This window comes from Qipengyuania flava (genome assembly GCF_011762005.1).
Taxonomy (GTDB): domain Bacteria; phylum Pseudomonadota; class Alphaproteobacteria; order Sphingomonadales; family Sphingomonadaceae; genus Qipengyuania; species Qipengyuania flava.
On sequence record NZ_JAASQU010000003.1, the window covers coordinates 176205 to 198575 of the forward strand.

At 64.1% G+C, this 22371-nt stretch carries 21 protein-coding genes and 1 tRNA gene; 7 read left to right on the plus strand and 15 right to left on the minus strand.

Going from position 1 to position 22371, the window contains the following annotated elements; genetic code table 11:
* Positions 1-156 precede the first annotated feature (156 nt).
* Entirely contained in the window at positions 157-717 is a 561-nt protein-coding gene (locus FHS69_RS11305; protein WP_166777783.1) for a biliverdin-producing heme oxygenase, read from the plus strand.
* Positions 717-3266, plus strand: a complete 2550-nt coding sequence (locus FHS69_RS11310; RefSeq protein ID WP_166777784.1) for an HWE histidine kinase domain-containing protein — start codon at positions 717-719, stop codon at positions 3264-3266. The genes FHS69_RS11305 and FHS69_RS11310 overlap by 1 nt, the downstream gene beginning before the upstream one ends.
* A 24-nt stretch (positions 3267-3290) precedes the next feature.
* On the opposite strand, the gene FHS69_RS11315 is transcribed toward FHS69_RS11310, so the two are convergent.
* The 4 genes from FHS69_RS11315 to FHS69_RS11330 all read right to left on the minus strand — a co-directional run bounded on the left by FHS69_RS11315 (position 3291) and on the right by FHS69_RS11330 (position 9217).
* Positions 3291-4013: a TonB family protein gene (locus FHS69_RS11315; RefSeq protein ID WP_166777785.1), complete on the minus strand. Its 723-nt coding sequence runs from the start codon at positions 4011-4013 to the stop codon at positions 3291-3293.
* Positions 4014-4130: 117 nt separating this feature from the next.
* A complete protein-coding gene (locus FHS69_RS11320) occupies positions 4131-6659 on the minus strand; it encodes a TonB-dependent receptor (protein WP_166777786.1) in 2529 nt (842 codons plus the stop codon).
* Between the two features lie 255 nt (positions 6660-6914).
* Entirely contained in the window at positions 6915-7856 is a 942-nt protein-coding gene (locus FHS69_RS11325; RefSeq protein ID WP_166777787.1) for an isopenicillin N synthase family dioxygenase, read from the minus strand.
* A gap of 14 nt (positions 7857-7870) precedes the next feature.
* Positions 7871-9217, minus strand: a complete 1347-nt coding sequence (locus tag FHS69_RS11330; RefSeq protein WP_166777788.1) for a NupC/NupG family nucleoside CNT transporter — start codon at positions 9215-9217, stop codon at positions 7871-7873.
* Positions 9218-9343: 126 nt separating this feature from the next.
* Here FHS69_RS11330 and FHS69_RS11335 point away from each other — a divergent pair, with 126 nt between their 5' ends.
* Complete coding sequence (locus tag FHS69_RS11335) at positions 9344-10027, plus strand: queuosine precursor transporter (protein ID WP_166777789.1); 684 nt, start codon at positions 9344-9346, stop codon at positions 10025-10027.
* On the opposite strand, the gene FHS69_RS11340 is transcribed toward FHS69_RS11335, so the two are convergent.
* From FHS69_RS11340 to FHS69_RS11380, 9 genes are all read right to left on the minus strand, one after another.
* Entirely contained in the window at positions 10024-10539 is a 516-nt protein-coding gene (locus FHS69_RS11340) for a DUF421 domain-containing protein (RefSeq protein ID WP_166777790.1), read from the minus strand. The two genes, FHS69_RS11335 and FHS69_RS11340, sit on opposite strands and share 4 nt — an antisense overlap.
* A gap of 44 nt (positions 10540-10583) precedes the next feature.
* Positions 10584-11429: an S-formylglutathione hydrolase gene (gene fghA / locus FHS69_RS11345; protein ID WP_208380328.1), complete on the minus strand. Its 846-nt coding sequence runs from the start codon at positions 11427-11429 to the stop codon at positions 10584-10586.
* A 2-nt stretch (positions 11430-11431) separates the two neighbouring features.
* Positions 11432-12073 (minus strand): CoA transferase subunit B, encoded by a 642-nt coding sequence (locus FHS69_RS11350; RefSeq protein WP_166777791.1) that lies wholly within the window; start codon positions 12071-12073, stop codon positions 11432-11434.
* Positions 12073-12798: a CoA transferase subunit A gene (locus FHS69_RS11355; protein WP_130587204.1), complete on the minus strand. Its 726-nt coding sequence runs from the start codon at positions 12796-12798 to the stop codon at positions 12073-12075. The genes FHS69_RS11350 and FHS69_RS11355 overlap by 1 nt, the downstream gene beginning before the upstream one ends.
* Positions 12798-13910, minus strand: a complete 1113-nt coding sequence (locus FHS69_RS11360) for an S-(hydroxymethyl)glutathione dehydrogenase/class III alcohol dehydrogenase (RefSeq protein WP_067468712.1) — start codon at positions 13908-13910, stop codon at positions 12798-12800. Before FHS69_RS11360 ends, FHS69_RS11355 begins: the two co-directional genes overlap by 1 nt.
* A 60-nt stretch (positions 13911-13970) precedes the next feature.
* Positions 13971-14046, minus strand: a tRNA-Lys gene (locus tag FHS69_RS11365).
* A 63-nt stretch (positions 14047-14109) separates the two neighbouring features.
* Positions 14110-14658: a 2-amino-4-hydroxy-6-hydroxymethyldihydropteridine diphosphokinase gene (folK, locus tag FHS69_RS11370; protein WP_341801784.1), complete on the minus strand. Its 549-nt coding sequence runs from the start codon at positions 14656-14658 to the stop codon at positions 14110-14112.
* Entirely contained in the window at positions 14642-15505 is an 864-nt protein-coding gene (gene aguB / locus FHS69_RS11375; RefSeq protein ID WP_166777792.1) for an N-carbamoylputrescine amidase, read from the minus strand. Before aguB ends, folK begins: the two co-directional genes overlap by 17 nt.
* Before the next feature lie 39 nt (positions 15506-15544).
* Positions 15545-16369, minus strand: a complete 825-nt coding sequence (locus FHS69_RS11380) for a class I SAM-dependent methyltransferase (RefSeq protein ID WP_067505781.1) — start codon at positions 16367-16369, stop codon at positions 15545-15547.
* A 106-nt stretch (positions 16370-16475) separates the two neighbouring features.
* Here FHS69_RS11380 and msrA point away from each other — a divergent pair, with 106 nt between their 5' ends.
* The 3 genes from msrA (at position 16476) to FHS69_RS11395 (ending at position 19442) form a co-directional block, all read left to right on the plus strand.
* Positions 16476-17012 (plus strand): peptide-methionine (S)-S-oxide reductase MsrA, encoded by a 537-nt coding sequence (gene msrA / locus FHS69_RS11385; protein WP_067468699.1) that lies wholly within the window; start codon positions 16476-16478, stop codon positions 17010-17012.
* The gene (locus FHS69_RS11390) at positions 17005-17961 is read left to right on the plus strand and encodes an NAD(P)/FAD-dependent oxidoreductase (RefSeq protein ID WP_208380329.1); all 957 of its coding nucleotides are present in this window, start codon (positions 17005-17007) and stop codon (positions 17959-17961) included. Before msrA ends, FHS69_RS11390 begins: the two co-directional genes overlap by 8 nt.
* A gap of 95 nt (positions 17962-18056) precedes the next feature.
* Positions 18057-19442 carry an alpha/beta fold hydrolase gene (locus FHS69_RS11395; protein WP_166777793.1) on the plus strand — a complete coding sequence of 462 codons (1386 nt, stop codon included), beginning with the start codon at positions 18057-18059 and terminating at the stop codon, positions 19440-19442.
* Here FHS69_RS11395 and FHS69_RS11400 read toward each other — a convergent pair whose 3' ends face one another.
* On the minus strand, positions 19443-20681 hold the full coding sequence (locus FHS69_RS11400) for an RsmB/NOP family class I SAM-dependent RNA methyltransferase (protein ID WP_166777794.1): 1239 nt from the start codon (positions 20679-20681) through the stop codon (positions 19443-19445). It lies immediately after the preceding gene.
* A 54-nt stretch (positions 20682-20735) separates the two neighbouring features.
* Between FHS69_RS11400 and FHS69_RS11405 the strand changes: the two genes are divergently transcribed.
* Positions 20736-20894: a DUF1674 domain-containing protein gene (locus FHS69_RS11405; RefSeq protein ID WP_151886399.1), complete on the plus strand. Its 159-nt coding sequence runs from the start codon at positions 20736-20738 to the stop codon at positions 20892-20894.
* 39 nt (positions 20895-20933) lie between these two features.
* On the opposite strand, the gene FHS69_RS11410 is transcribed toward FHS69_RS11405, so the two are convergent.
* Positions 20934-22334, minus strand: coding sequence for a cytochrome P450 (locus tag FHS69_RS11410; protein WP_166777795.1), 1401 nt, complete (start codon positions 22332-22334; stop codon positions 20934-20936).
* Positions 22335-22371: the final 37 nt, after the last annotated feature.

Here is a 22371-nt window from a genome sequence, read left to right on the forward strand (position 1 = left end):
TCCGTGCGCGGAGGTGAGACGGTCCGCGCTGACCGGTTTTAAAGACTTCGGAACGTTTCGCGCGCTAGCGCGCTTTGCTTTGAGGTGGTTTTGCGACCGGTTACCAACCGGTACGCCACCACGGGGGGCAATTTGTTGGTGAATGGGGCCGCGCGTATGCCGGTATCAAGCGGGACGGGATCCAGTCTCAGGGATTTTCTCAGGCGGGGCACGGCCGATGATCACGCTCGTCTCGACGAGCGGCTCGGCGCAATGGCGCTGGGCGATCGTGCAAGCTATGCGGCCTTCCTCGCAATGCAGTATCGAGCGCGGCGAGGGATCGAAAGCTGGCTGGGTCTGCACCTTCCCGACACCGCTCCGCCCAAACAATGCGCGCTGATCGCCGAAGATCTTGCATCCGTGGGCGAAACCGTGCCCGAAGATGTCCCGGGCTTCCAGCTCGAACAGGACGACGACCCATTCGGCCTGTGCTGGGTCCTGGCGGGATCGGCGCTGGGCAACCGGGCATTGCTGGTACAGCTCGAACGCGCCGAACCGGAACTGCCGGTGCGGTTCCTTTCCGATCCGGCGATGATGGAATACTGGCGCAGCCTCTTGCCCCGGCTCCGCCAACCCCACGCCCCAGGGGCCGATACGGGCGCGCTGCGCGCCGCACGGACGACCTTTGCGCATTTCGATGCGGTTGCCTCGGGCAGCGCAATGCGTAAGGCGGCATGATGAACCCGCAGGACGTCAATCTCACCAATTGCGATCGCGAGCCGATCCACCAGCTCGGTCGCATACAGGACTTCGGCGCGCTGATCGCGGTCAATGCCGATTGGTTCGTGGCGCATCGCTCGACCAATCTGGAAGAGATCCTCGGCGCGGGTCGCGACCTCGATATCGGGGCGCGGCTCAGCCGGATTATCGCCCCCGCTGCGCTCGAACAGCTGCGCAGTTCGGCGGCCGCGCTGTCCTTTCCCGATCAGGTCGAACGGATCTTCGGTATCGCCCTGTTCGAGGACGGTGACCTGTTAGACTGTGCGCTGCACACTTCGGGTGGCAACACCGTGATCGAGATCGAGCGGCATGTCGAAGGCGATCTGAATCGCCAGCTCGCTGTCCTGCGGCCGATCATGAACCGGCTCGAAAAGCATACCGAAGTCGAATCGCTGGTCGCCGAAGCGGCGCGCCAGCTGCGGATGGCGCTGCAGATCGACCGGGTGATGGTCTATCGCTTCCGCGACGATCTGTCGGGCGAAGTCATTGCCGAGGCAGCGCGCGACGATCTCGAGAAGTTCCATGGGCTGCGCTACCCGCGATCGGATATTCCCGACCAGGCGCGCGCGCTGTACGTGCGCAACCGCTTCCGCATCATCGCCGATGTCGATGCTCAACCGGTCCCGATCGAACCGGGCGTGTCGATCGATGGTGATCCGCTCGATCTCAGCATGAGTTCCCTCCGGGCGGTTTCACCGATCCATATCGAATATCTCAAGAACATGGGCGTGGGCGCCTCGCTGTCGATCTCGATCATCATCGGCGGCAAGCTGTGGGGGCTGTTCGCCTGCCACCATTACGGGCCCAAATTGCTGCCCTATTCGCAGCGCACCGCGGCGGAGCTGTTCTCGGAGTATTTCTCGCTGACGCTCGATCGCACGCTCGCCCGGCAGATCGCCGAGCGGCGCGAGCGCGGGCGCGAAATGCATACCAAGCTGATGCGCGATGTGGCCGCGGGTACGCCACTATCGTCCAGCCTGCCGATGATCGAGTCGGTCATCCAGCAGGCGATCCCGCATGACGGGGCCAGCATCTTCGTCGAGGATATCTACGACGCCCGCGGCGCCGCGCCGAACGAGGAAGAGTTCCGCGCGATCGTGCCGAGCCTCAACGCCGCTGCGACCAGTCGCATCCTCGCCAGCGATGCTATCGCTGATCGCTTGCCGCGTGCCGAGCGGTTCGCCGATCGTGCGGTCGGTGCGCTCATCATCCCCGTTTCGCGGACTCCGCGTGACTATCTGGTGCTGTGGCGCAAACCGCTGCAACAAACGGTAACCTGGGCGGGCAATCCCGAAAAGCCGGTCGAGACCGGCCCCAACGGGGCGCGTCTCACTCCCCGCAAGAGCTTCGAGGCATGGCAGGAAACGGTCGAGGGGCGCGCTGAGAAGTGGACCAGCGCGGAGGTCGAGATTGCCGAGGGCCTGCGTGTCACCTTGCTCGAGATCATCCTGCGCCTCACCGACGAAGCGGTAACCGAGCGCGCCCGCGCGCAGCAGCAGCAGGAATTGCTGATTGCCGAACTCAACCACCGCGTGCGCAACATCCTCAATCTCATCCGCGGATTGATCAACCAGTCGAAAGGCGAAGCACGCGATATCGAAGGGTTCGTCGAAATCGTCGCCGGCCGCGTCCGTTCGCTGGCCTCGGCGCATGACAACATCACCAAGGGCAACTGGTCGCACGCCCCGTTCTCGGAACTGATCGAGACCGAAATCAACGCTTATATCGCCGCGCAAAACGACCGGCTCGAACTGACCGGGCTCGAAGCGATGATCGCACCCGAAGCCTACACGGTCATGGCCCTGGTGATGCACGAAATGATCACCAACTCGGCCAAGTACGGGTCGTTGAGCGACCAGACCGGGACGCTAAAGATCGAAGTCAGTCGCGACGATGACGCCGGGCTCTGCGTCGACTGGCGCGAACGCGGCGGTCCTCCGGTCAAGCCACCGCAAAGGCGCGGTTTCGGCAGCACGATCATCGATCGCTCGATCCCGCACGAATTGGGCGGCACTGCCGAAATCAGCTATCGCCTCGAAGGCGTCGAGGCGCGCTTTTGCATTCCCGCCCGGTACGTCGAATGGCGCGCACGCGACGGCCGCGACGGCCCGGTGGACCCGCAGGCTGCCCCCTCTCGAACCCCGACCAATGACTTGCCCGAAAGCGTCCTGCTGGTCGAAGACAGCATGATCATCGCTCTCGATGCCGAGGATTGCTTGCACGAATTGGGGGTCGAGAAGGTCGAGGTCGAAAGTTCGGTGGCTGCGGCGCTCGATGCGCTGGGCAAGTCCACGCCCGCGCTGGCGATCCTCGATTACAACCTCGGCAAGGAAAACAGCGAGCCCATAGCACGCAAGCTCAAGGAACTGGGCGTGCCCTTCTGGCTGGCGACGGGTTACGGCGAGATGCAGGACCGGCTCGAAGAACTCGGTGCGGCAGGCCTCCTGACCAAGCCCTACGGCAAGGACGAACTGCGCGAGATCTTGGGTAGTGCCGCAGCAGAATAGCCCTTTCGCCATGCGCGGCGCGGTTCAGTTGAAGAAGCGCTGGCGATAGTAAAAGGTCGCTGCCACCGGATTACCCGCGCCATCGCGTGCAGGTTCGAACCGCAATTGCTCAAGCGCCAACCGGCAGACGGCGGCATCGGTCTCGGGAAACGGACTGGGGCGATAGATGCTGCACGCGGTAGCGCGGCCCTGAGCCGAAACGCTCAGGCGCACGATCACCGATTCACCGATCCGCGCCTGTCGCCCGCCCGGTGGGATGGGGAATGCGCTCGCATCGGTGATAGCACGCACGAGCACCGGCTTGGTTGCCGCGCCGCCGCCTTGGCCGCCGCCGCCTTCGCCACTGCCCGTACCCTCGCCGCTGCCCGTACGCCCGGTGCCCTGCCCCTCGTCCGTCGCACCCGCGCTGTCGGCGGTGCCGGTGGACGAGGCGCGCGGCGCGGGCGGATCCTCGCGCAGCCGCCGTTCCGGTTCGGGCGCCGTCACCGGGGCGGGCACCGCCTCGCGCCCCGGCTCGCCCTGCGCGCCCTCGGGTTCGGGCGCGGTCGGCTCGGGCTCCTCCTCGGGGGTGGTGACGGTGACGCTGAAGGCGGAAACGACGGTGCGCTCCACCCCGGCCACAGCCGTGGGGGCCAGCGCCCGCGCCAGCAGGTAGAACAGCGCGACATGGATCAGCGCGATCAGCGCGATCACCCATGGATTGAGGCGTTTGCGGGTCTGCGAATAGCGCGTCGAAGGCTGAACCATGGCGCGATCATGACAGCGACACCCACCCCGGTCCAGCACACACGAAAAAGGGCGGCCCTCGCGAAGAGGGCCGCCCCGTGTTCTGCCCGCGGGACCGAAGCCCCGCAGAAGCCGTGATTAGTAGCCGAGGATCAGCGAGACGCTGGCTGCACGCGGCGGGCCGATCTGCACGAAGGGCAGGTCGCCAGCGGTCAAACCACCACCGAAACCGCCGACGTAGAGTTCGTCGAAGAGGTTGGTGATGTTGAACTGTACCGCAGCATCGCGACCGTTGAAGTACTCGCCGAGGCGAATACGAAGGTCGAGATCGACCAGCGTGTAGGAATCTACAGTTGCCGGGAAGCCGGTCGTGAGCGGCAGGTTCTCGTCGTTCACGTAGCGCTTGCCAGTGTGCTTGACCTGAACGCCGAATTCGGCGGGGCCGAAGTTGTACTGACCGCGAGCACCGACAGTGAAGGTCGGGGCACCGCTTTCGCGCTTACCGGCCGTCTGGGCGAAGGATCCCGCACCCAGCTGCACGTCATCCTTGATTTCGGATTCGTTGAGCGAACCGAAAACGTAGAGCAGCGTGTCATTGGTCGGGCTGTACGCGATCGATGCGTCGATACCGTACTTGTCGACAACGCCGAGGTTACGCGTGATCGTTTCGTCGAGGATCGGATCGTAGGCTGTCGCACGCCGGTTGTTGTACTTGGTGTACCAGCCGACCAGCTGAGCCTGGATGTTGCCGCTCTGGTAACGCAGGCCAAGGTCGAAACTGTCGGTGGTTTCGGGTACCGGGCGCGCGCTTTCGACATCGGGGAAGTAGATCGAGTCGTAGAGCTCGTCCGTACCCGGGACCGACAGGCCCTTGCCGTAGTTACCGAAGATCGATGCATCACCGAACTCGTAGATGAAGCCGACGTTGGGCAGCAGCTTGTCGTAATTGTAGGTACGCGACTGCGGCGGAGCCGAACCGCTGATGACTTCACCCGTGGTCGGATCGGTCACATAGGGGTTAGCCGCTTCGTAGGCAGCGTTCACGCCACCGACGCAATCGAGGAAACCGCTAGCCGACGTCGTATAGCAGAACTGGTTCAGTTCGCGACGGAAGAACGGTGCGCTGAGGCCAAGGACCGCAGTGAAATCACCGAAGCGGCCGCGATATTCGCCCGCAACGCGATGCAGGGTCGCGAAGGACTGGCGGTCACGCTTGTTGAGCACGAAGCCGTCGGCCGTGACGAGCGGGTTGTTGACGGGGAATACATCGGCGATTTCGCCGTTGAACAGAGCGACCGAGGTCTGACCGGTCTGACGGTGGTTCGCATCGTCATAGGTATAGCTCAGGCGAACGCGGTGATCGGGCGTAATCTCGTAGGCGAGGTTTGCGATCACACCATAGCGGTGCGTACGCGTCTGGCTCGGATCGTGGCCGGTGACCTCGTCAAGCATGTCGCCGTCGCCGTTGAGGTCGCGACCGAAATAGTAGCGTCCCGCGATGAAGCCGGTCATGTCGACACCGCCGACATTGCGGGTGCCCTCCAGCAGCTCTTCGTCGCCGCCGCCATTGGCCTTGACGTACTGGTAGCTCGGATCGACCGTCAGGATGAGGCCGTCTGCCAGCGTGAAACGCGACGAACCGCGGATGTTGCCGGTGTTCGACGGATTGAAGCGACGATCGAATTCCGCGCCGCAATTGTTGTCGCTTCCAGCAGTTCCGGGCGTCGGGCCCTGCACGGTGCAGGGGTAGTTGATTTCGTAGAACCGTTCTTCCTTGGTGAAAGGGAAGCGATTGAAGAAGCCAGAACCCGGGCTGAGCGTCGGATCGTTGCGGAGCGGAACCGAACCGAAGAAATTGTTGCGGTTCTGGTTGTAGTGGCCGGCAACTGCGACGAAGTCGCCATTGTCGCCGAGATCCTGCCAAATGCGGCCGTTGTACTGCTGCTTCTCGACAACACCGTAATTATTGAACGGGTTGTTATAACGCGTGTAGCTGGCCGAGACGAAAGCCTTGGTGCCCATGCCGGTGATGTCGCCGGTGTCGATCATCACGAAGCCGCGACCGTAGAGGCGACTGCGGTCGTAGTTTTCGTTGTTGCCTTCGGCGAAGATGTCGCCGGCAGTCAGCGTCATGGTAACGCCGAAATCATCGGCGGGCTCGCGGGTGCGAATGTTGATCGTGCCGCCGACTGCCGAGGCGGTCGGGCTGTCGACATCGGTGATCCCGAGGTTGACGTTGATCTCTTCGAGGACTTCGGGGTCGACCTGCTGGTTGGTGTAGAGCGCGTAATTGCCCGAATCGTTCAGCGGCAGACCGTCGAGGGTCTGCGAGATACGGCTGTCGTCGAAGCCGCGGATCGTGAAGCTACCGCCCGACGAACCCCAGGGGTCGTTGTTCTGGAAACTGACGCCCGGAACCAGGTTTACGATGTCGTTGACCGTCTGGCCGGGGCGCTGGCGACGGATGATCTCTTCGCCGAGGACCTGCTTGGCCTTGGGCGTTTCGGGCACATCTACGCCACCGACGTCGCCTGCGCGGGCACCGGAAACGATGATGACTGAGTCTTCGAAATCGACCGAGCCGGTCGACTGTGCGGCTGCCGGAGCGGCAACCATGGCGCTGGCGGTGCTGACCACCGAAGCAGCCAGGAGATATTTGAACTTCATCGAGATGATCCCTTCGTCTCGTTAAAAGTGGGCTGATGCGTCAAAGCCGCGCTCCCTCTGGCGGGAGGACGTTGCGGCAAAGCTATCTTTTTATGACAAGATCAAGACATATGTTGCAGGTGCGAGACGCGTTCGCAGGGGCAGCATAAAAACCACCGAATTTCAGCCATTTATGGTAGTTGCAAAAAGGCAACGAATTCCGTTCTTCAGGGAACCGTTGCCAATTTGCCACAAATAGCGCTGCCCGGCAGGGCGTCAGGCGAGGTTGATCTCGCGCAGGCGCTGCATGAGAAAATCGTGACTCGAAATCGGCGCGGGGTGACCGTCAGGATGCGCAGGGTCGATGCAGGAAGGCAGCGTCTCGATGATGTAATCGGGACGGAAATGCAGGAAGAAGGGCATCGAATAGCGCGCCCGGTAAGCGGCGTCGCCGCGCGGGTTTACCACCCGGTGCGTGGTCGAACGCAGCCGGCCGTTGGTCAGCCGGTCGAGCATGTCGCCGACGTTGACCACGAGCGCACCTTCGGGCGGGGCGACGGCTTTCCAGTCCCCCTGCGCGGTCAGCAGTTCGAGCCCCGCTTCCTCTGCCCCAAGGAGCAGCGTGATGGTGTTGATGTCGCCGTGGGCGGCAGCACGGATCGCGCCTTCGGCTTCCGCACCCTCTAGCGGCGGATAGCGCAGCAGGCGCATTACCGAATTGCCATCTTCGACGGTGGGCGCAAAGAAGCCGCGATCGAGCCCGAGGTGCAACGCTATGCCTTCGAGCACGCGACCGCCGGCTTCCTCGAATGCACCATAAAGCTCGCCGAAGGTTTCTCGAAATCCCGCAACTTCGGAGGGCCAGACGTTCGCGGCCATGAATTCCGCGAGCGGATGCCCTTCGGGCAACTCGCGGCCGACATGCCAGAATTCCTTGAGATCGTGGACCTTGGCGTCCTTGGCTTTCTCCGTGCCGAACGGCGTGTAACCGCGCGCGCCGCCACCGCCGGGGATGTGATAGGCCCGCTTCACCTCGTCGGGCAGAGCGAAGAATTCCTTCGCCAGGGCTTCTGCCCGGTCGATCAATTCCTGCGGGATACCGTGATCGCGGATGACGGCGAAGCCGTATTCGCGAAAGCTGCGCCCCAGGTCGTCGGCAATGGTCTCGAGCGGCTGTGCCAGCGACACAACCGCGATATCGGTGTTCGAATCGGTCATAATGGACCGGTCCTTTAATACGGCAGGAAGAGTCCCGCCAGCGCCGCGCTCATCAGATTGGCCAGGCTGCCCGCCGCAAGCGCGCGCAGGCCGAGCTTGGCGATCACCGGGCGCTGGTTGGGAGCCAGCCCCCCGGTCACCGCCATCTGGATCGCGATCGAGCTGAAATTGGCGAAACCGCACAGCGCGAAAGTGACGATTGCACGGCTCCGGTCGGAAAGGACGCTGGCATCCATCGCCCCCAGATCGATGAAGGCGACGAATTCGTTGAGCACGATCTTGGTGCCGAACAGACCGCCAGCGGCACCCGCCTGCTCCCAGGGGATCCCGATCAGATACATGACCGGCGCGAAGACGAAGCCGAGCAATTGCTGGAAGCTGACGTCGGGATAACCGAACATCCCGCCGACCCCGCCGAGGATGCCATTCGCCAGCGCGACCAGCGCGACGAATACCATCACCATCGCCCCCACCGCGACCGCGAGCTTGACGCCCGTTTGCGTGCCCTGTGCCGCCGCCTCGATGACGTTGGCGGGCTTGTGCCCCTCCTCGAACGTCTCGGCCACCTCGACCTCGTGCGCCTTGCCGCCTTCGGTCAGCGCAGCGGGTCCTTCGGCGCTGATGCGCGTCTTCGGCAGCACGATCTCGCCTTCGGGATCGACCCCTGCCATCTGCGCCGCGTCACGCGCCAGCACGCTGTCGTCATCGGGCATGATGATCTTGGCCATGAGGATTCCGCCAGGCGCCGACATGAAGGCCGCCGCGAGCAGGAACGGCACCGCTTCGGCGCCGATGAAGCTGGCATAGGCGGCAAGGATGGTCCCTGCGACACCGGCCATGCCCACGCTCATCAGCGTGAACAGCCGGCTGGGCGTGAGTGCGGCAAGATAGGGGCGAACCACCAGCGGGCTTTCCGACTGGCCGACGAAGATATTGGCCGCGCTGCCCAGCGCTTCGACCTTGCTGATCCCCGTAATCCACCCGATTGCGCCGCCGACCCAGCGCACCAGCCGCTGCATGATCCCCCAATGATAGAGGATCGATACGATCGCGGCGAAGAAGACGATCACCGGAAGCGCGGCGATGACGAAGGTGTTGGTGAAGGGATTCTCTCCCATCGGCCCGAACACCGCCTCGATCCCGACCTTCGAGTAGTCGAGCAGCGCGATCACCCCGTTCGACAGCGCCTGGATCAGCTGGACGCCCCATGGCGTGCGCAGCACCAGTAGCGCCATCAGCGCCTGCAGCGCAAAAGCCGATGCGACCACCCGCAGGCTGATTCGGCGCTTGCCCGTCGAAAGCAGGAAAGCGATCAGCAGGATCGCCAGGATACCGACGAGATTGATCAGAATGGGTGTCATCGGTTTCCTTCGGCGGGGACAAGTTGCGGATGAAATCAGCCGCTGTCTTGCGTGCGCCGCCCCAATAGTCAATTTTCGGGAACCGCCGACGGCCTCGCCGTCCACGAAACTTGTCGAGGCCGAGTGATGACCCAACCCGCCAACGAGACCCGTCTCGCCGCTGCAGCCATGCCCTTGGGGTTGTTCGTCTATACGCTGGTCTATGGCGGGATGACGGTTCTGGCGGGCGTACTCGCGTACAAGCAGGTCCAGCTCTGGCCGACCGAACTGGCGGTCGAATCGGGCATTTTCGCCTTCCTGCTGCTGGTCGTCATCTCGAGCACGATGGCGCAGCTTTACGGCGAAAAAATCGCCAACCGCATCGTCTGGTGGGGTTTCGTGCCGCTCCTGCTCGCCTCCTTGCTGATGCAGCTGGTGCTCAACCTTCCCGCCTCGGTCGAGATGGTCGAGCTCCGCGGTGACGATCTGGCCGCCTTCGAGCGGGTCCATGCGACGCTGTGGCGCGTCTGGATGGCGGGCCCCGCCGCCTATATCGTCTCGCTGTTGCTCAATGTGTGGATATTCTCACGCTTGCGTGGGTCCTCCGAGGGCGGGTCCACGCTATCGCTGATGGCGCGCGGCGCGGTGGCTTCGGCACTCAGCCAGGCAATCGATTCGGTGATTTTCATCACGCTGGCATTCTACGGCCAGTTCGAAATCACCAACCTCCTGATCGGCCAGGTGCTTGCCAAGGTCGCGCTCAGCATCGTGCTGGTACCGTTCCTGATCACCGGGGGCGTCGTCTTCGCGCGCTGGCTCGACCGCCGCTAGACGCGCTTCACATTCTCGATGAGAGTCTCGTCGAGATGGTCGCCGTGCAGCACTGACACGTCGCCTGTGGTTTCGAGCACTACGGCGCGAACCTGCCCGTAATCGAGCACATTGGCCTCGCGCAGCTTGGCGATCAGATCGCTCTTGGCGACGCGCGTGTTCTTCAGAGCAGCGTCACAGAATTCGCCGTTGCGCATCAGGAAGACCGGATCGTTCTGCATCGCATCCTCAGCCCTGTCGGACGATTTGCGGATCCGCGCGGCTAGGAACTGAACGAGGAACAGCCCCGCCATGGCCACCATGGCCTGTGCAAAGGCTTTCCAGTCGCTCGCCTGCGCCGCACCCGCGACGAGGCTGCCGAGCGCGACGGTCATGACGAAGTCAAAATTGGTCATCTTGGACAGCGAGCGCAGCCCATTGATCCGCACCAAGACCACCACCCACAGTATGGCGGCGGCCGCCAGAAGTATGCCGCGCGCAGCGATATCGAGCCAAGTGGTATCGAAGATCATGCTGCCCCAACGCATGGCTGGCGCAAAACTATCCCGCCAAGCGTTCAGCCTTGCAGATGGCGCGCGTGCCAGCCGACATGCTCGGCCATGAAACTCGAGATGAAGTAATAGGAATGGTCGTAGCCGGTCTGCATGCGGATGTCCGCCGGAATGTCGGCGGATTTGCAGGCATCGACCAGCAGATCGATCTTGAGCTGTTCCTCGAGGAAATTGTCCGCCGTGCCCTGGTCGACCAGCAGGTTCGCATGGCGCGCACCGTCTTCGATCAGCGCGCAGGCATCGTACTCGCGCCAGGTGCCGCGAGCATCGCCCAGATAGCCACCCAGCGCCTTGTCGCCCCATGGGCAGTTCAGCGGGCTGACGATCGGCGAAAAGGCGCTGATCGAACGGAAACGGTCGGAATTGCGCAGGCCGATCGTCAGCGCGCCGTGGCCGCCCATCGAATGGCCGCTGATCGCCTGCCGCTGCATGTCGGCGGGAAAATGCTCGGCCAGCAGCGCGGGCAGTTCCTGCTCGATATAGCTGCGCATCCGGAAATGCCGCGCCCAGGGTGCCTGCGTCGCATCGACATAGAAGCCCGCGCCCTGCCCGAAGTCATAGGCCTCGTCGTCGGGCACGCCCTCACCGCGGGGCGAGGTGTCTGGCGCAACGAAGATGATCCCGTGCTCGGCGCAGGCGGCGCGGAATTCGCCCTTCTCGGTGACATTGGCGTGGGTGCAGGTCAGCCCCGACAGGAACCACAACACCGGCAGCTTCGCGCCGTCTTCATGTGGCGGGACGAAGACCGAGAAGGTCATCCCGGTCCCGGTACTGGCGGAGGCATGACGGTAGACGCCCTGCACGCCGCCATGGCTGCGATTTTCCGATACCGTCTCGATCCCGCCCGCCATGCTTAGAGCGCGACTTCGTATTTGGCGGTGGTCTTTGCAGCGATTTCATCGGCGGTAACACCCGGCGCCAGCTCGACGAGCCGGAAGGGGCTGTCGTGGTCGGGCCGCTGGAACACCGCCAGATTGGTGACGATCATGTCGACGACATTCTGCCCGGTCAGCGGAAGCGTGCATTCGGGAATGAACTTGGGGCTGCCGTCCTTGGCGTTGTGGTCCATCACCACGATGATTTTCTTGACCCCGGCGACGAGGTCCATCGCGCCGCCCATGCCCTTGATCATCTTGCCCGGGATCATCCAGTTGGCGATGTCGCCGTTCTGCGCGACTTCCATCGCGCCGAGCACGGTCAGGTCGATATGCCCGCCGCGGATCATGGCGAAGCTGGCGGCGCTGTCGAAATAGGCGCTGTGCGGCAGTTCGCTGATGGTCTGCTTGCCCGCATTGATCAGGTCCGCATCGACCTCGTCCGGGTAAGGGAACGGACCGATGCCGAGCATGCCGTTCTCGCTCTGCAACGTGACATGCATGCCTTCGGGAATGTGGTTGGCGACCAGCGTCGGGATACCGATGCCGAGATTGACGTAATAGCCGTCCTGCAGCTCCTGCGCGGCGCGGGCAGCCATCTGGTTGCGATCCCATCTCATCAGGCGCTCTCCCTTTCGCGGGTGGTCTCGAATTCGATCTTCTTGTCGTAGGGGGCGCCCACGATCATGCGCTGCACATAAACGCCCGGCAGGTGGATGCTGTCGGGATCGAGGGTTCCCGCGGGCACAACTTCCTCGACCTCGACCACACAGACCTTGCCACATGTCGCGGCAGGCAGGTTGAAATTGCGCGCGGTCTTGCGGAACACGAGATTGCCGGTTTCATCCGCCTTCCACGCCTTGACGATCGCGAGGTCGGCAAAAATGCCGTGTTCGAGGATATAGGTCTCGCTCACGCCGTCGCGATTGACGAAGTCCTTGTGCTCCTTCCCCTCGGCCACCTGCGTGCCGACACCGGTCTTGGTGTAGAACCCGGGGATGCCCGCGCCGCCGGCACGCATGCGCTCGGCCAGTGTGCCCTGCGGACAGAATTCGACCTCGAGCTCGCCCGAGAGAAACTGGCGCTCGAATTCCTTGTTCTCGCCGACATAGGAAGAGATCATCTTTTTCACCTGCTGCGTGCGCAGCAGCATGCCGATGCCTTCATTGTCGATCCCCGCATTGTTGCTGGCGAAAGTCAGCCCCTTCACCCCGCTGTCGCGGATGGCGGTCAGCAACCGTTCGGGAATGCCGCAAAGGCCGAAGCCGCCGCTGGCAATGAGCAGATCGTCCTTGAGCAGCCCGTCGAGGGCCGTCGCGGCATCGGGATAAAGTTTTCCTGCCATCAGAATACCACCACGCTGCGGATGCTTTCGCCCGAATGCATCAGGTCGAAGCCCTTGTTGATTTCCTCGAGCGACAAAACATGGGTGATCATCGGGTCGATCTCGATCTTGCCGTCCATGTACCAGTCGACGATCTTGGGCACGTCGGTGCGCCCCTTGGCTCCGCCGAAGGCAGTGCCGCGCCAGTTGCGACCCGTCACCAGCTGGAACGGACGCGTGGCAATTTCCTTGCCCGCCTCGGCCACGCCGATGACGATCGAGGTGCCCCAACCGCGATGGCAGGCTTCGAGCGCGGTGCGCATGACCTCGGTGTTGCCCGTGCAGTCGAACGTGTAGTCCGCCCCGCCATCGGTCATTTCGACCACCTTGGCGACAATTTCGTCGCGGCTCATGCCCTTGGTGTTGAGGAAGTGGGTCATGCCGAACTTGCGGCCCCATTCCTCGCGGTCGGAATTGATATCGATACCCACGATCATCCCCGCCCCGGCCAGCCGCGCGCCCTGGATCACGTTGAGCCCGATCCCGCCGAGGCCGAACACCACGACATTATCGCCCACCTGCACCTTGGCGGTATTGGTCACCGCGCCGACACCGGTGGTGACGCCGCAGCCGACGTAGCAGCTTGTCTGGAAGGGCGCGTCTTCGCGGATCTTAGCGACCGCGATTTCGGGCAGGACGGTGAAGTTCGAGAAGGTCGAGCAGCCCATGTAATGGAAGATCGGCTCGCCCTTGTAGGAAAAGCGCGTGGTCCCGTCGGGCATCAGCCCCTGACCCTGCGTGGCCCGGATCGCGGTACACAGATTGGTCTTGCCGCTGAGGCACGATTTACACTGGCGACACTCGGGCGTGTAGAGCGGGATGACGTGATCGCCCGGCTTCACGCTGGTAACGCCGGCGCCGACTTCACGCACGATCCCGGCGCCTTCGTGGCCGAGAACCGAGGGGAAGATGCCCTCGCTGTCGTGCCCGTCGAGCGTGTAGGCGTCGGTATGGCAGATGCCCGTGGCCATTATCTCGACCAGCACTTCGCCCGCCTTGGGCCCTTCGAGGTCCAGCTCGACGATTTCGAGCGGTTGCTTGGGGGCAAAGGCGACGGCGGCGCGGGTTTTCATGGGCAAGATGCTCCGGACGGTGGGTGCCGGCGCACCGGCCTTCGGGGCGAAAATCTGGGGTGGTGAGCCGTGCTGGGTTCGAACCAGCGACCTACTGATTAAAAGTCAGTTGCTCTACCGACTGAGCTAACGGCCCGACCACGGCGTGCCACCTAGGGGCGCTCTTGCGGGCGGTCAAGCGGGGGATGCGGCAATCGTGTCAGCTTTGTCGTCCATGCCGTGCGGCAAGTTGCCGCAGCGTCCGCCCGGTCACCGGGTCGCGCCAGTGCGGGGCGATTTGCGCGGCGGGCCGGAGGACGAAGTCCCGATCGCGAAAAAGCGGATGCGGAATAGTCAGGCACGGCTCGTGCCACGCGCCCCCGCTCCACAGCACGATGTCGAGATCGAGCGTGCGCGAGCGCCATCGCTGGCCGCGGCGGCGGCGTCCGAAGGCCGTTTCTATCCGCTGCAGGTCCAGCAACGCCGCGTGCGGATCGCGATCGCCGGCGATCAGCACGGCGCCATTGGCATAGCGGCGCAGCGACGGCCCGATCGGTGCGCTGGCGACCGGACGCGCGAATGCGACCACGCGCCAGCCACTTTCGCTCAGCGCAGCCACCGCCGCGTCCAGAACCGCACGCGGGCCGCCGATGCCGGGCAGCCTCCGGTTGGAGCCGAGCGCCACCAGATAGCGATGCTCGTGCCCCAGTCCGGGCTCGCTTCCCGACCCGCGCGCCGCGCGCATCGCGCGGTCAGATGTCTTCGGCAATGCGGCCGTAGAGCTGCGGGCGGCGATCGCGGAAGAAGCCCATCCCCGCGCGATGCTTTTTCGCCCGTTCGAGGTCGAGCGTCGCCAGCAACACGCCCTGCTGGTCGGCGCCGAACTGGCTGACCAGATCGCCCCATTCGTCGCTGATGAAGCTGTGGCCGTAGAAGCTTTGCTGGCGGTCGGCGGGCCCTTCGTGCCCGATCCGGTTGGCAGCGCAAACAGGCATGCAATTGGAAACGGCATGGCCGATCATCGCGCGGCGCCACATGCGGCTGGTGTCGAGATCCGCATCATAGGGTTCGGACCCGATGGCGGTGGGATAGAACAGCACTTCGGCGCCCTTGAGTGCCATCACCCGCGCACATTCGGGATACCACTGGTCCCAGCAGATCCCCACGCCGATGCGCGTGCCGAACACGTCCCATACCTTGAACCCGTCATTGCCAGGGCGGAAATAGTACTTTTCCTCGTAACCCGGCCCGTCGGGGATATGGCTCTTGCGATAGGTCCCCATGATTTCGCCGTCGGGTCCGACCATGGCCAGCGTGTTGTAATAGTGGTGGCCGTCGCGTTCGAAGAAACTCGTCGGGATCGCCACTTCGAGCTTCGCCGCGAGCTTCTGCATTGCCTGCACGCTCGGGCTCTCGAGCGTGGGATACGCGAGGTCGAACAAAGCCTCTTCTTCCTCGCGACAGAAATATTCGCCCGCAAATAGCTCCGGCGGCAAGATGACCTGCGCGCCCTTGCCAGCAGCGTCCTCCACCAGCGCGGAGACGGCAGCGATGTTATCGGCCGGCTCGGGACGGGCGAGCGGCAATTGCAGGACGGCGACGGTCAGTTCTCTCATACGCGCGGAGATAGGTAACCGCCGCCGCCCGGGCAATGCTTACTGCGCCTTGCGGAACAGCAGCGTCATGCGGTCGCTTTCACCGATCGCCTCGTATTTCGCACGATCCTTGTCGCCGTAACGCAGCACCGGCGGCAGCGTCCACACCCCGCCTTCCCAGTTCGCCGGGTCGTTCGGGTTGGCGTTGATTTCGCTTTCCCCGGCCAGTTCGAAACCGTTGGCGGCAAAGATAGCGACGACATCCTGCTTGCGCATGTAGCCGCGCTGGCGCGCGCCGTAATCGTCGTAGCTCGCTCCTTCGGGTGCGCGGTGCTGGACCACGCCGACCATGCCGTCATCCTTCAGCATGACCCGCGCTGCCTTGAGCACGTCGTCGGCCGCATTGCCGATGTTGAGCCCGTGCATCGAGCGGAAGATCAGCACGCGATCGACCGTCCCGGCTAGTTCCTCGGGCATTTCGTCGATCTCGAAAGCGGTTACCGTATCGGCCTCGACACCGGTCATCGCCGCCACATCCGCCTTGAAACGTTCGGTCCAGCCCTTCGCCCGCACTTCCTGGGCGCGGTTCTGGTAGGTGCGTCCGTCGCTGTCCTGATCGAAGGCGATATATTTGCCCGAACCCTGCAGATAGGGCGCGAGGACCCGGGTGTACCAGCCGCCACCCGGGCCGTATTCGGCCACGGTCATAGCGGGCGTGACTTGAAAGAACTCGAGCGTTTCTGCGGGGTTGCGGTATTGATCGCGCGCACGGTCATCGTCGCGCAGATCGGCCGCCAGAACGCCGGCGAGATCGCCCGCATGATGGTCGGCGGCAAGCGGGGTCGCAATGAAGGCGGCAACGGCGGCAGTCAGCATCAGGCGCATGGCAAAAGATCTCCCTGGAATTGATGGTGCATGTTCTGGACGTGCCGCAGGTGGATGACAAGGCGAAGACCGCTTCCTATCTGCTGCGCACAAGGAGATTGACGAGATGGCTCAACAACAAGCGATCGTTGCCGGTGGATGCTTCTGGTGCACCGAGGCGGTGATGAAGGACGTGATCGGTGTCAGCGAAGTCGAAAGCGGCTATATCGGCGGCGACAAGCCCGATCCGACCTACAAGGAGGTCTGCACCGGCAACACCGGCCATGCCGAAGGCGTCCGCGTGACCTTCGACGACGCGCAGATATCGCTCGAGCAGCTGTTCGACGTGTTCATGGGAACGCATGATCCGACCCAGCTCAACCGTCAGGGCAACGATGTCGGCACGCAATACCGCAGCGCCATCTTCCCGCTCGAAGGACAGGAAGAAGAAGCGCGCGCCGCGATTGCCCGGTGGAATGCCGAGCATCCCGGCCAGGAAGCCGTGACCACGATCGAAACCGGGACCTGGTACCCGGCCGAGGACTACCATCAGGAATATTGGGAAGGCGAAGGCCAGCGCAATCCCTACTGCCAGGCGGTAATCCCGCCGAAGCTGATGAAACTGCGCAGGAGTTTCCAGAAGTATCTCAAGGCCGATGCCTGAGGCGGACGGGGCGGTGCAGATTGCGATCGTCGGCGCCGGCATGGCCGGCCTCAGCTGCGCCACGCGGCTGGCCGCTCTCGGCCACGAAGTCGCCCTGTTCGACAAGGGCCGCGGCCCCGGCGGGCGCATGGCCACGCGCCGCGTGGAAGCGGACGGCACGATGCTGCGCTTCGATCACGGCGCGCAATATTTCACCGCGCGCGATCCGCGTTTCGTCGAGCAGGTTGCGCGATGGGAGCGCGAAGGCGTGGTCGCGCGCTGGGACGCGGCGGGCGAGGATGCGTGGGTCGGCACCCCGGCGATGAATGCGCCGATCAAGGCTATGGCTGGACGGCACGACGTACAGTTCGGAACGCGGATCGAGCAATTGTTGCGCGACGGTGACGGTTGGCAGCTGGACGGCGAAGGCGCGCCCGATCGGCGTTTCGATGCGGTGGTGGTCGCGCTCCCTGCGGAACAGGCGGGCCCTCTGCTCGAGCCGCACGCAAGCGCAATGGGCAATCTCGCCGATGCGACCAGGTCCGACCCCTGCTGGACAATCATGGCCGGCTTCGAACAGCGCCTGCCATCGGAGCAGGACTCGATCCGCCATCACGGCGCGATCGGCTGGGCGGCACGCAACAATGCCAAGCCCGGTCGCGGGTCCGCAGAGTGCTGGGTAGTCCAGGCCTCGCCCGACTGGTCGCGCGCGCATCTCGAAGACGAAGCAACGGCGGTCGAGACAGCTTTGCTCGATCAGCTGGCTGACGCCATCGGTGCTCCGCTTCCGCCCCGGCTAGCGATCACCGCGCATCGCTGGCGCTTCGCCCGATCGGGCTCGGCTGGCGAAGAGGCTCCGTGGGACGCGCAGCAGCGCATCGGCGTGTGCGGCGATTGGCTGATCGGGCCGCGTGTCGAAGCAGCCTATCTGTCGGGCCTAATACTGGCTGAAACCGTCGGCGGTCGATAACGGGCAGCGGTTCGCCGAAGCGGCGGGCGGCTCGCATTGCGGTGTGTAGAAAGGGCACCTACGCCCTGATTCTACCGTGATTGCCGGAGCTTAGCGTGCCACCCTTCACTCGATATCTCGCCGCCTGTGCCTTCCTCACCTTGGGTTCGGCCCATCCGGGGAACGCAGAAGAGCCTGTAGAGCAGCCGGATTTCATGGCCTGCGCCGATGCACAAGCGCACCAAGCTCTTCGTGGCACGCAATGCGCACAACTGGCCGTGCCACTCGATCATGACGCGGTTGAAACGGACACCATTGACCTCTTCGTCCGCAAGTTTCCGGCGCATGGAGCCCCGCGTGGCGAATTGTGGCTGATTGCCGGTGGTCCGGGGGAATCAGGCGCGTCCTTCTACCCTTTCGTCGACACGCTCCGCGCGGCGGCACCCGGTTACGACCTGATCGTTCCCGATCACCGCGGGACCGGCCTGTCCACGCGTCTGTGCCCCGAGGAAGAAAGCAATGGCAGCCCCGGTGGTATGGCGCTTGAAGGTGCAGAGTGGGGCAGTTGCATCGGCGCGATGCATGGCGATCCCCAGCGTACGCACTCCTTCTCGATCGGTAATGCGGCGCGGGATCTCGGCCTGCTGATGGACCGGCTCGGTGGAGACGGTCGCCGTTATCTCTATGGCGTATCCTACGGGACCCAGCTGGTACTGCGAGTGCTCACCACCGCCCCGCCTGCACGTCTGGATGGTGTAATCCTCGATTCGCTTGTCCCTGCCGACGACGACGTCCGCCACGACCTGAGTCGGCGTTCGCAAATCACCGACAGGATAGGTCGACAAGTGCTACGCGATTGCGACGCGCAGCCCGATTGCAGTCGCTATTTCAACCAACCGCTCGAACAGGAAGTGGCGGAGTTGCTCGCCGATGCCGAGCTTGCGAAACCGCTCGGCCCCAACCCGAAATACACGCTCGCTGCCTTACTCGATTTCCCGCGTACCCGGGCCATGCTGCCCTTCGTCATTGCAGGACTTCGGCGCGGCGATACCGCATGGCTCGACCATGCAAGGGCCGAACTGGGGAACATCCAGCAAAGCTTCAGCGCATTCCCGCAGTTCGGTTCCTCCATCCCGCTGGTGAGCCTGATCAGCCGCTCGGAAAACAATCGCCGCCCCGCGCAGACTGCGGAAGCGATCGATGCCGAAGAAGCCGGCCTGCTGTTTGCCAGCCCGCTCCCCCGCCACCTCCTGCCGGGCGGGTTCCCGACCTATGCCGAGCCGGACGATCTGGGCCGGATGCCCGAAAAGCTGCCGCCGACGCTGGTCTTGCATGGCAAGCGGGATCCCAAGACGGCATTCGCCGGGGCCGAGGCCTATGTTGCCCGCCTGCAGAAATCGGGCGACGTCACGCTGGCCGCAAGCGAGAACGCGCCGCACTATTTGCTGATGACCGACCCCGATTTCGTCAGCCAGGAATTGACGGCCTTCCTCGGCGAATAATCAGCCTTTCGCTCGCCACCGCGCAACGAAGAAGCCGTCCAGCCCGCCGTGTTCGGCGAGCATGCCGGGATCGGTGCGCAACCAGCCTTCCCCGGTAGGGGCCAGTCCCGCGGGCAATTCCTCTGGCGTGATCGGCGCCACGGGGAGCGGTACGCCTGTCGCCTGCGCCTCGCCCTCCTCGCGTTCGAGCGAGCAGGTCGCGTAAACCAGCGTTCCGCCCGGCTTGAGCCAGCCTCGCGCGCGTTCGAGCAGAGCAGACTGCAAATCGGCCATCTCATCGATCTGCCGCGCGCCGATCCGATGGAGCACCTCCGGGTGACGCCGCGCGGTGCCTGTCGCGGTGCAGGGCGCGTCAAGCAGGATGGCGTCGAACTGGTGCTTGGGCTCCCATGTCAGCGCGTCGGCGCGCACGGTATTTGCTTTCAGCCCGGTGCGTTTCAGATTGGCCTTGAGCAGGTCGAGCCGACGCTTGGAAATATCGAGCGCGGTAACCTGCCAGCCCTGCGCCGCCAGTTGCAGCGTCTTGCCGCCGGGCGCGGCGCACAGGTCGAGCACATGGCGCCCCTCCCCTTGTCCCAGGAGCCGCGCGGGTAGCGCGGCAGCAAGATCCTGCACCCACCACGCACCCTCGGCAAACCCGGGCAGCGTCTCGACATTCGCCCCGCGTGGCAGGCGCAGGTGGCCCGGCATCAGGCTATCGGCCGATAGCTGGACCTGCCAATGCGCGGTTTGCGCCGGATCGCGGAGCGTAAGGTCGAGCGGCGGCGGCTCGGCCAGCCCGGCGGCGATCGAAGGCGCGCGTTCGCCCCAACGGGCGGCGACGTCTTCCGGTAGGCCGGGCCTGTCTGGCAGCGCTGCTTCGCGCTTGCTCAGCGTTGAGAACACCCCATGCGCCAGTCGTCGCGGTCCGCCCGCGAGCAAGTCCAGACCCGTGGCGACCACAGCGTGCGGCGGCGTTTCCAGCCGCAACCATTGCGCCAGCATGAGCCGCAGGACCATGCGGGCCTTGGCATCGTGCGGGAGCGCTTTCCTCGTTGCACGGTCGATCAGAATATCCAGATCGACCAGCCAGCGCAGCGTCTCGCCCGCGATCGCGCGCGCGAGCGCCTTGTCCTCGAATTTGCGCACATCCTTGGTGGCGCCCGCAAAGGCGATATCGAGCGTTTCGCCGCGACGCAGGACCGCGTCGAGCAGGCGCAGCGCCGCACGGCGCGCATGAATTCCGGTAGGTTGAGCCATTGCGCGCCCCTACCCGCACTTGAAACCGTGCGCCAGCTTGCGCATTTCACACATATGACCGAGCGCGCTACCCAACGTCCCGAAGGGTTCGAGAAACCCGCCCACTGGACCAACGATCCGCCCCCTCCGCCCAAGTCGAGCGACGACAAGGAGGAGCTGAGCCCGACGCGCTACGGCGACTGGGTCAAGGACGGGATCGCGATCGACTTCTAGCGCCTGCCGTGCCGCGTCGCGCGCGGGCAAGGAAAAGTATCAGATTGCCTTCAGCGCAATCTTCAATCCGTCCTTCGGCTTGGGAATGGGCCAGGCTTGCCAGTCGGGATCGCCCGCCGCCAGTTCCACGCGGTAACGCGGCAACATCTGCGCCAGCAGCACCTTCACCTGCATATAGGCGAAGTGCAGCCCGAGACACATGTGCGCCCCGCCACCGAATGGCACCCAGGCATATTTGTGCCGCGCCTTCACCTGTTCGGGGGTGAAGCGCATCGGGTCGAAAGCGTAGGGATTGTCCCAGTACTCTTCGTCGTGATGCGTATAATGGATGTTGATGCCGACATGCGCTCCGGCGGGAATCCGGTAGCCGCCATATTCGAAACTCTTGAGCGCCCGGCGCGGCATCGAGGGCACCGGCGGGACGAATCGCAGGGCTTCCTTGAATGCCATGTCGGTCAGTTCGAGCTTGCCCAGATCATCATAGTCGAGATCGCGAACACGGCCTTGGGCATCGACACCCCCGGTAACCGCGATCACTTCGTCGCGCAGCCGATCCTGCCATTCGGGATGCTTGGCCAGCAGCCAGAGCAGCGAGGTCGCGCTCGAAGTGATCGTGTCGTGCGCCGCCATCATCAGGAAGTTCATGTGGTCGACCACCTCGTCGACCGGCATGAGGCTGCCGTCTTCATATTCGGCAGTCGCGAACTGGCTGAACATGTCCTGCCCGCCGCCCTCGGCCCGGCGGCGATGCGTTTCCCGGGTGAAATAATCGACGAGGAACGCGCGTCCGTCGACCCCGCGCTTCATCTGCGTGAACGGCAGCGGCTTGCGCACCGGCGCAACGCTGGCCTGCACCATGTCGACGAAGGCGCGGTTGATCCGGTCGGCCTCGGGGCCCCAGGGAATGCCGATGAAACTGTCCGCCGCAAGATCGAGCGTGAGTTCCTTGATCGCGGGGTAGAACCGCATTTCGCCCGTGCCCCATTCGTCTAGCCGCTTGGCGATGCCGCGATTCAGGCTGCCCGCGTAATGCCGCATGGGTCCGGGCTTGAACGCGATCGAGAGCGCCCGGCGATCGGCACGGTGGTGATCGAAATCGATCAGCATCAACCCACGCGGGAAGAGCTTGTCGAGCACCGGACCCCAGCCCTGTTCGGAGCTGAAAACCTTGTCGCGGTTCATCAGCACCATTTCATTGGCCTCGGCGCCGATCAGTGCGACGTTCCAGCCGCCGAAAGCCTTGCTCTTGTAGACTCGTCCGTATTTTTCGATCATCCGCCGGGTCTGGCCATGCGGGTCGGACAGCATCTTGAAGGTGTTGCCGACGATCGGCCAACCGGCTTCACCAGGGATATGCGCGAGCGCTTCGTCGCTCGGGGTTCCCTCGGTCCAATGCGCGGGGGCGAGTTCGGCAGGCTGGTGCGGGGCAAGCGTCGCCATTAGGTAGCTCCTTACAACTTACTTTGCTGTAAGTAGT

Coding starts and splice junctions, on each gene's coding strand:
- FHS69_RS11405 (WP_151886399.1), top strand. CDS start 20,736: ATGACCGAGCGCGCTACCCAACGTCCCGAAGGGTTCGAGAAACCCGCC.
- FHS69_RS11305 (WP_166777783.1), top strand. CDS start 157: ATGCCGGTATCAAGCGGGACGGGATCCAGTCTCAGGGATTTTCTCAGG.
- FHS69_RS11390 (WP_208380329.1), top strand. CDS start 17,005: ATGCCTGAGGCGGACGGGGCGGTGCAGATTGCGATCGTCGGCGCCGGC.
- FHS69_RS11340 (WP_166777790.1), bottom strand. CDS start 10,539: ATGATCTTCGATACCACTTGGCTCGATATCGCTGCGCGCGGCATACTT.
- fghA (WP_208380328.1), bottom strand. CDS start 11,429: ATGGCGGGCGGGATCGAGACGGTATCGGAAAATCGCAGCCATGGCGGC.
- aguB (WP_166777792.1), bottom strand. CDS start 15,505: ATGAGAGAACTGACCGTCGCCGTCCTGCAATTGCCGCTCGCCCGTCCC.
- msrA (WP_067468699.1), top strand. CDS start 16,476: ATGGCTCAACAACAAGCGATCGTTGCCGGTGGATGCTTCTGGTGCACC.
- FHS69_RS11315 (WP_166777785.1), bottom strand. CDS start 4,013: ATGGTTCAGCCTTCGACGCGCTATTCGCAGACCCGCAAACGCCTCAAT.
- FHS69_RS11320 (WP_166777786.1), bottom strand. CDS start 6,659: ATGAAGTTCAAATATCTCCTGGCTGCTTCGGTGGTCAGCACCGCCAGC.
- FHS69_RS11330 (WP_166777788.1), bottom strand. CDS start 9,217: ATGACACCCATTCTGATCAATCTCGTCGGTATCCTGGCGATCCTGCTG.
- FHS69_RS11380 (WP_067505781.1), bottom strand. CDS start 16,369: ATGCGCCTGATGCTGACTGCCGCCGTTGCCGCCTTCATTGCGACCCCG.
- FHS69_RS11360 (WP_067468712.1), bottom strand. CDS start 13,910: ATGAAAACCCGCGCCGCCGTCGCCTTTGCCCCCAAGCAACCGCTCGAA.
- FHS69_RS11310 (WP_166777784.1), top strand. CDS start 717: ATGAACCCGCAGGACGTCAATCTCACCAATTGCGATCGCGAGCCGATC.
- FHS69_RS11350 (WP_166777791.1), bottom strand. CDS start 12,073: ATGAGATGGGATCGCAACCAGATGGCTGCCCGCGCCGCGCAGGAGCTG.
- FHS69_RS11355 (WP_130587204.1), bottom strand. CDS start 12,798: ATGGCAGGAAAACTTTATCCCGATGCCGCGACGGCCCTCGACGGGCTG.
- FHS69_RS11400 (WP_166777794.1), bottom strand. CDS start 20,681: ATGGCTCAACCTACCGGAATTCATGCGCGCCGTGCGGCGCTGCGCCTG.
- FHS69_RS11335 (WP_166777789.1), top strand. CDS start 9,344: ATGACCCAACCCGCCAACGAGACCCGTCTCGCCGCTGCAGCCATGCCC.
- FHS69_RS11325 (WP_166777787.1), bottom strand. CDS start 7,856: ATGACCGATTCGAACACCGATATCGCGGTTGTGTCGCTGGCACAGCCG.
- FHS69_RS11410 (WP_166777795.1), bottom strand. CDS start 22,334: ATGGCGACGCTTGCCCCGCACCAGCCTGCCGAACTCGCCCCCGCGCAT.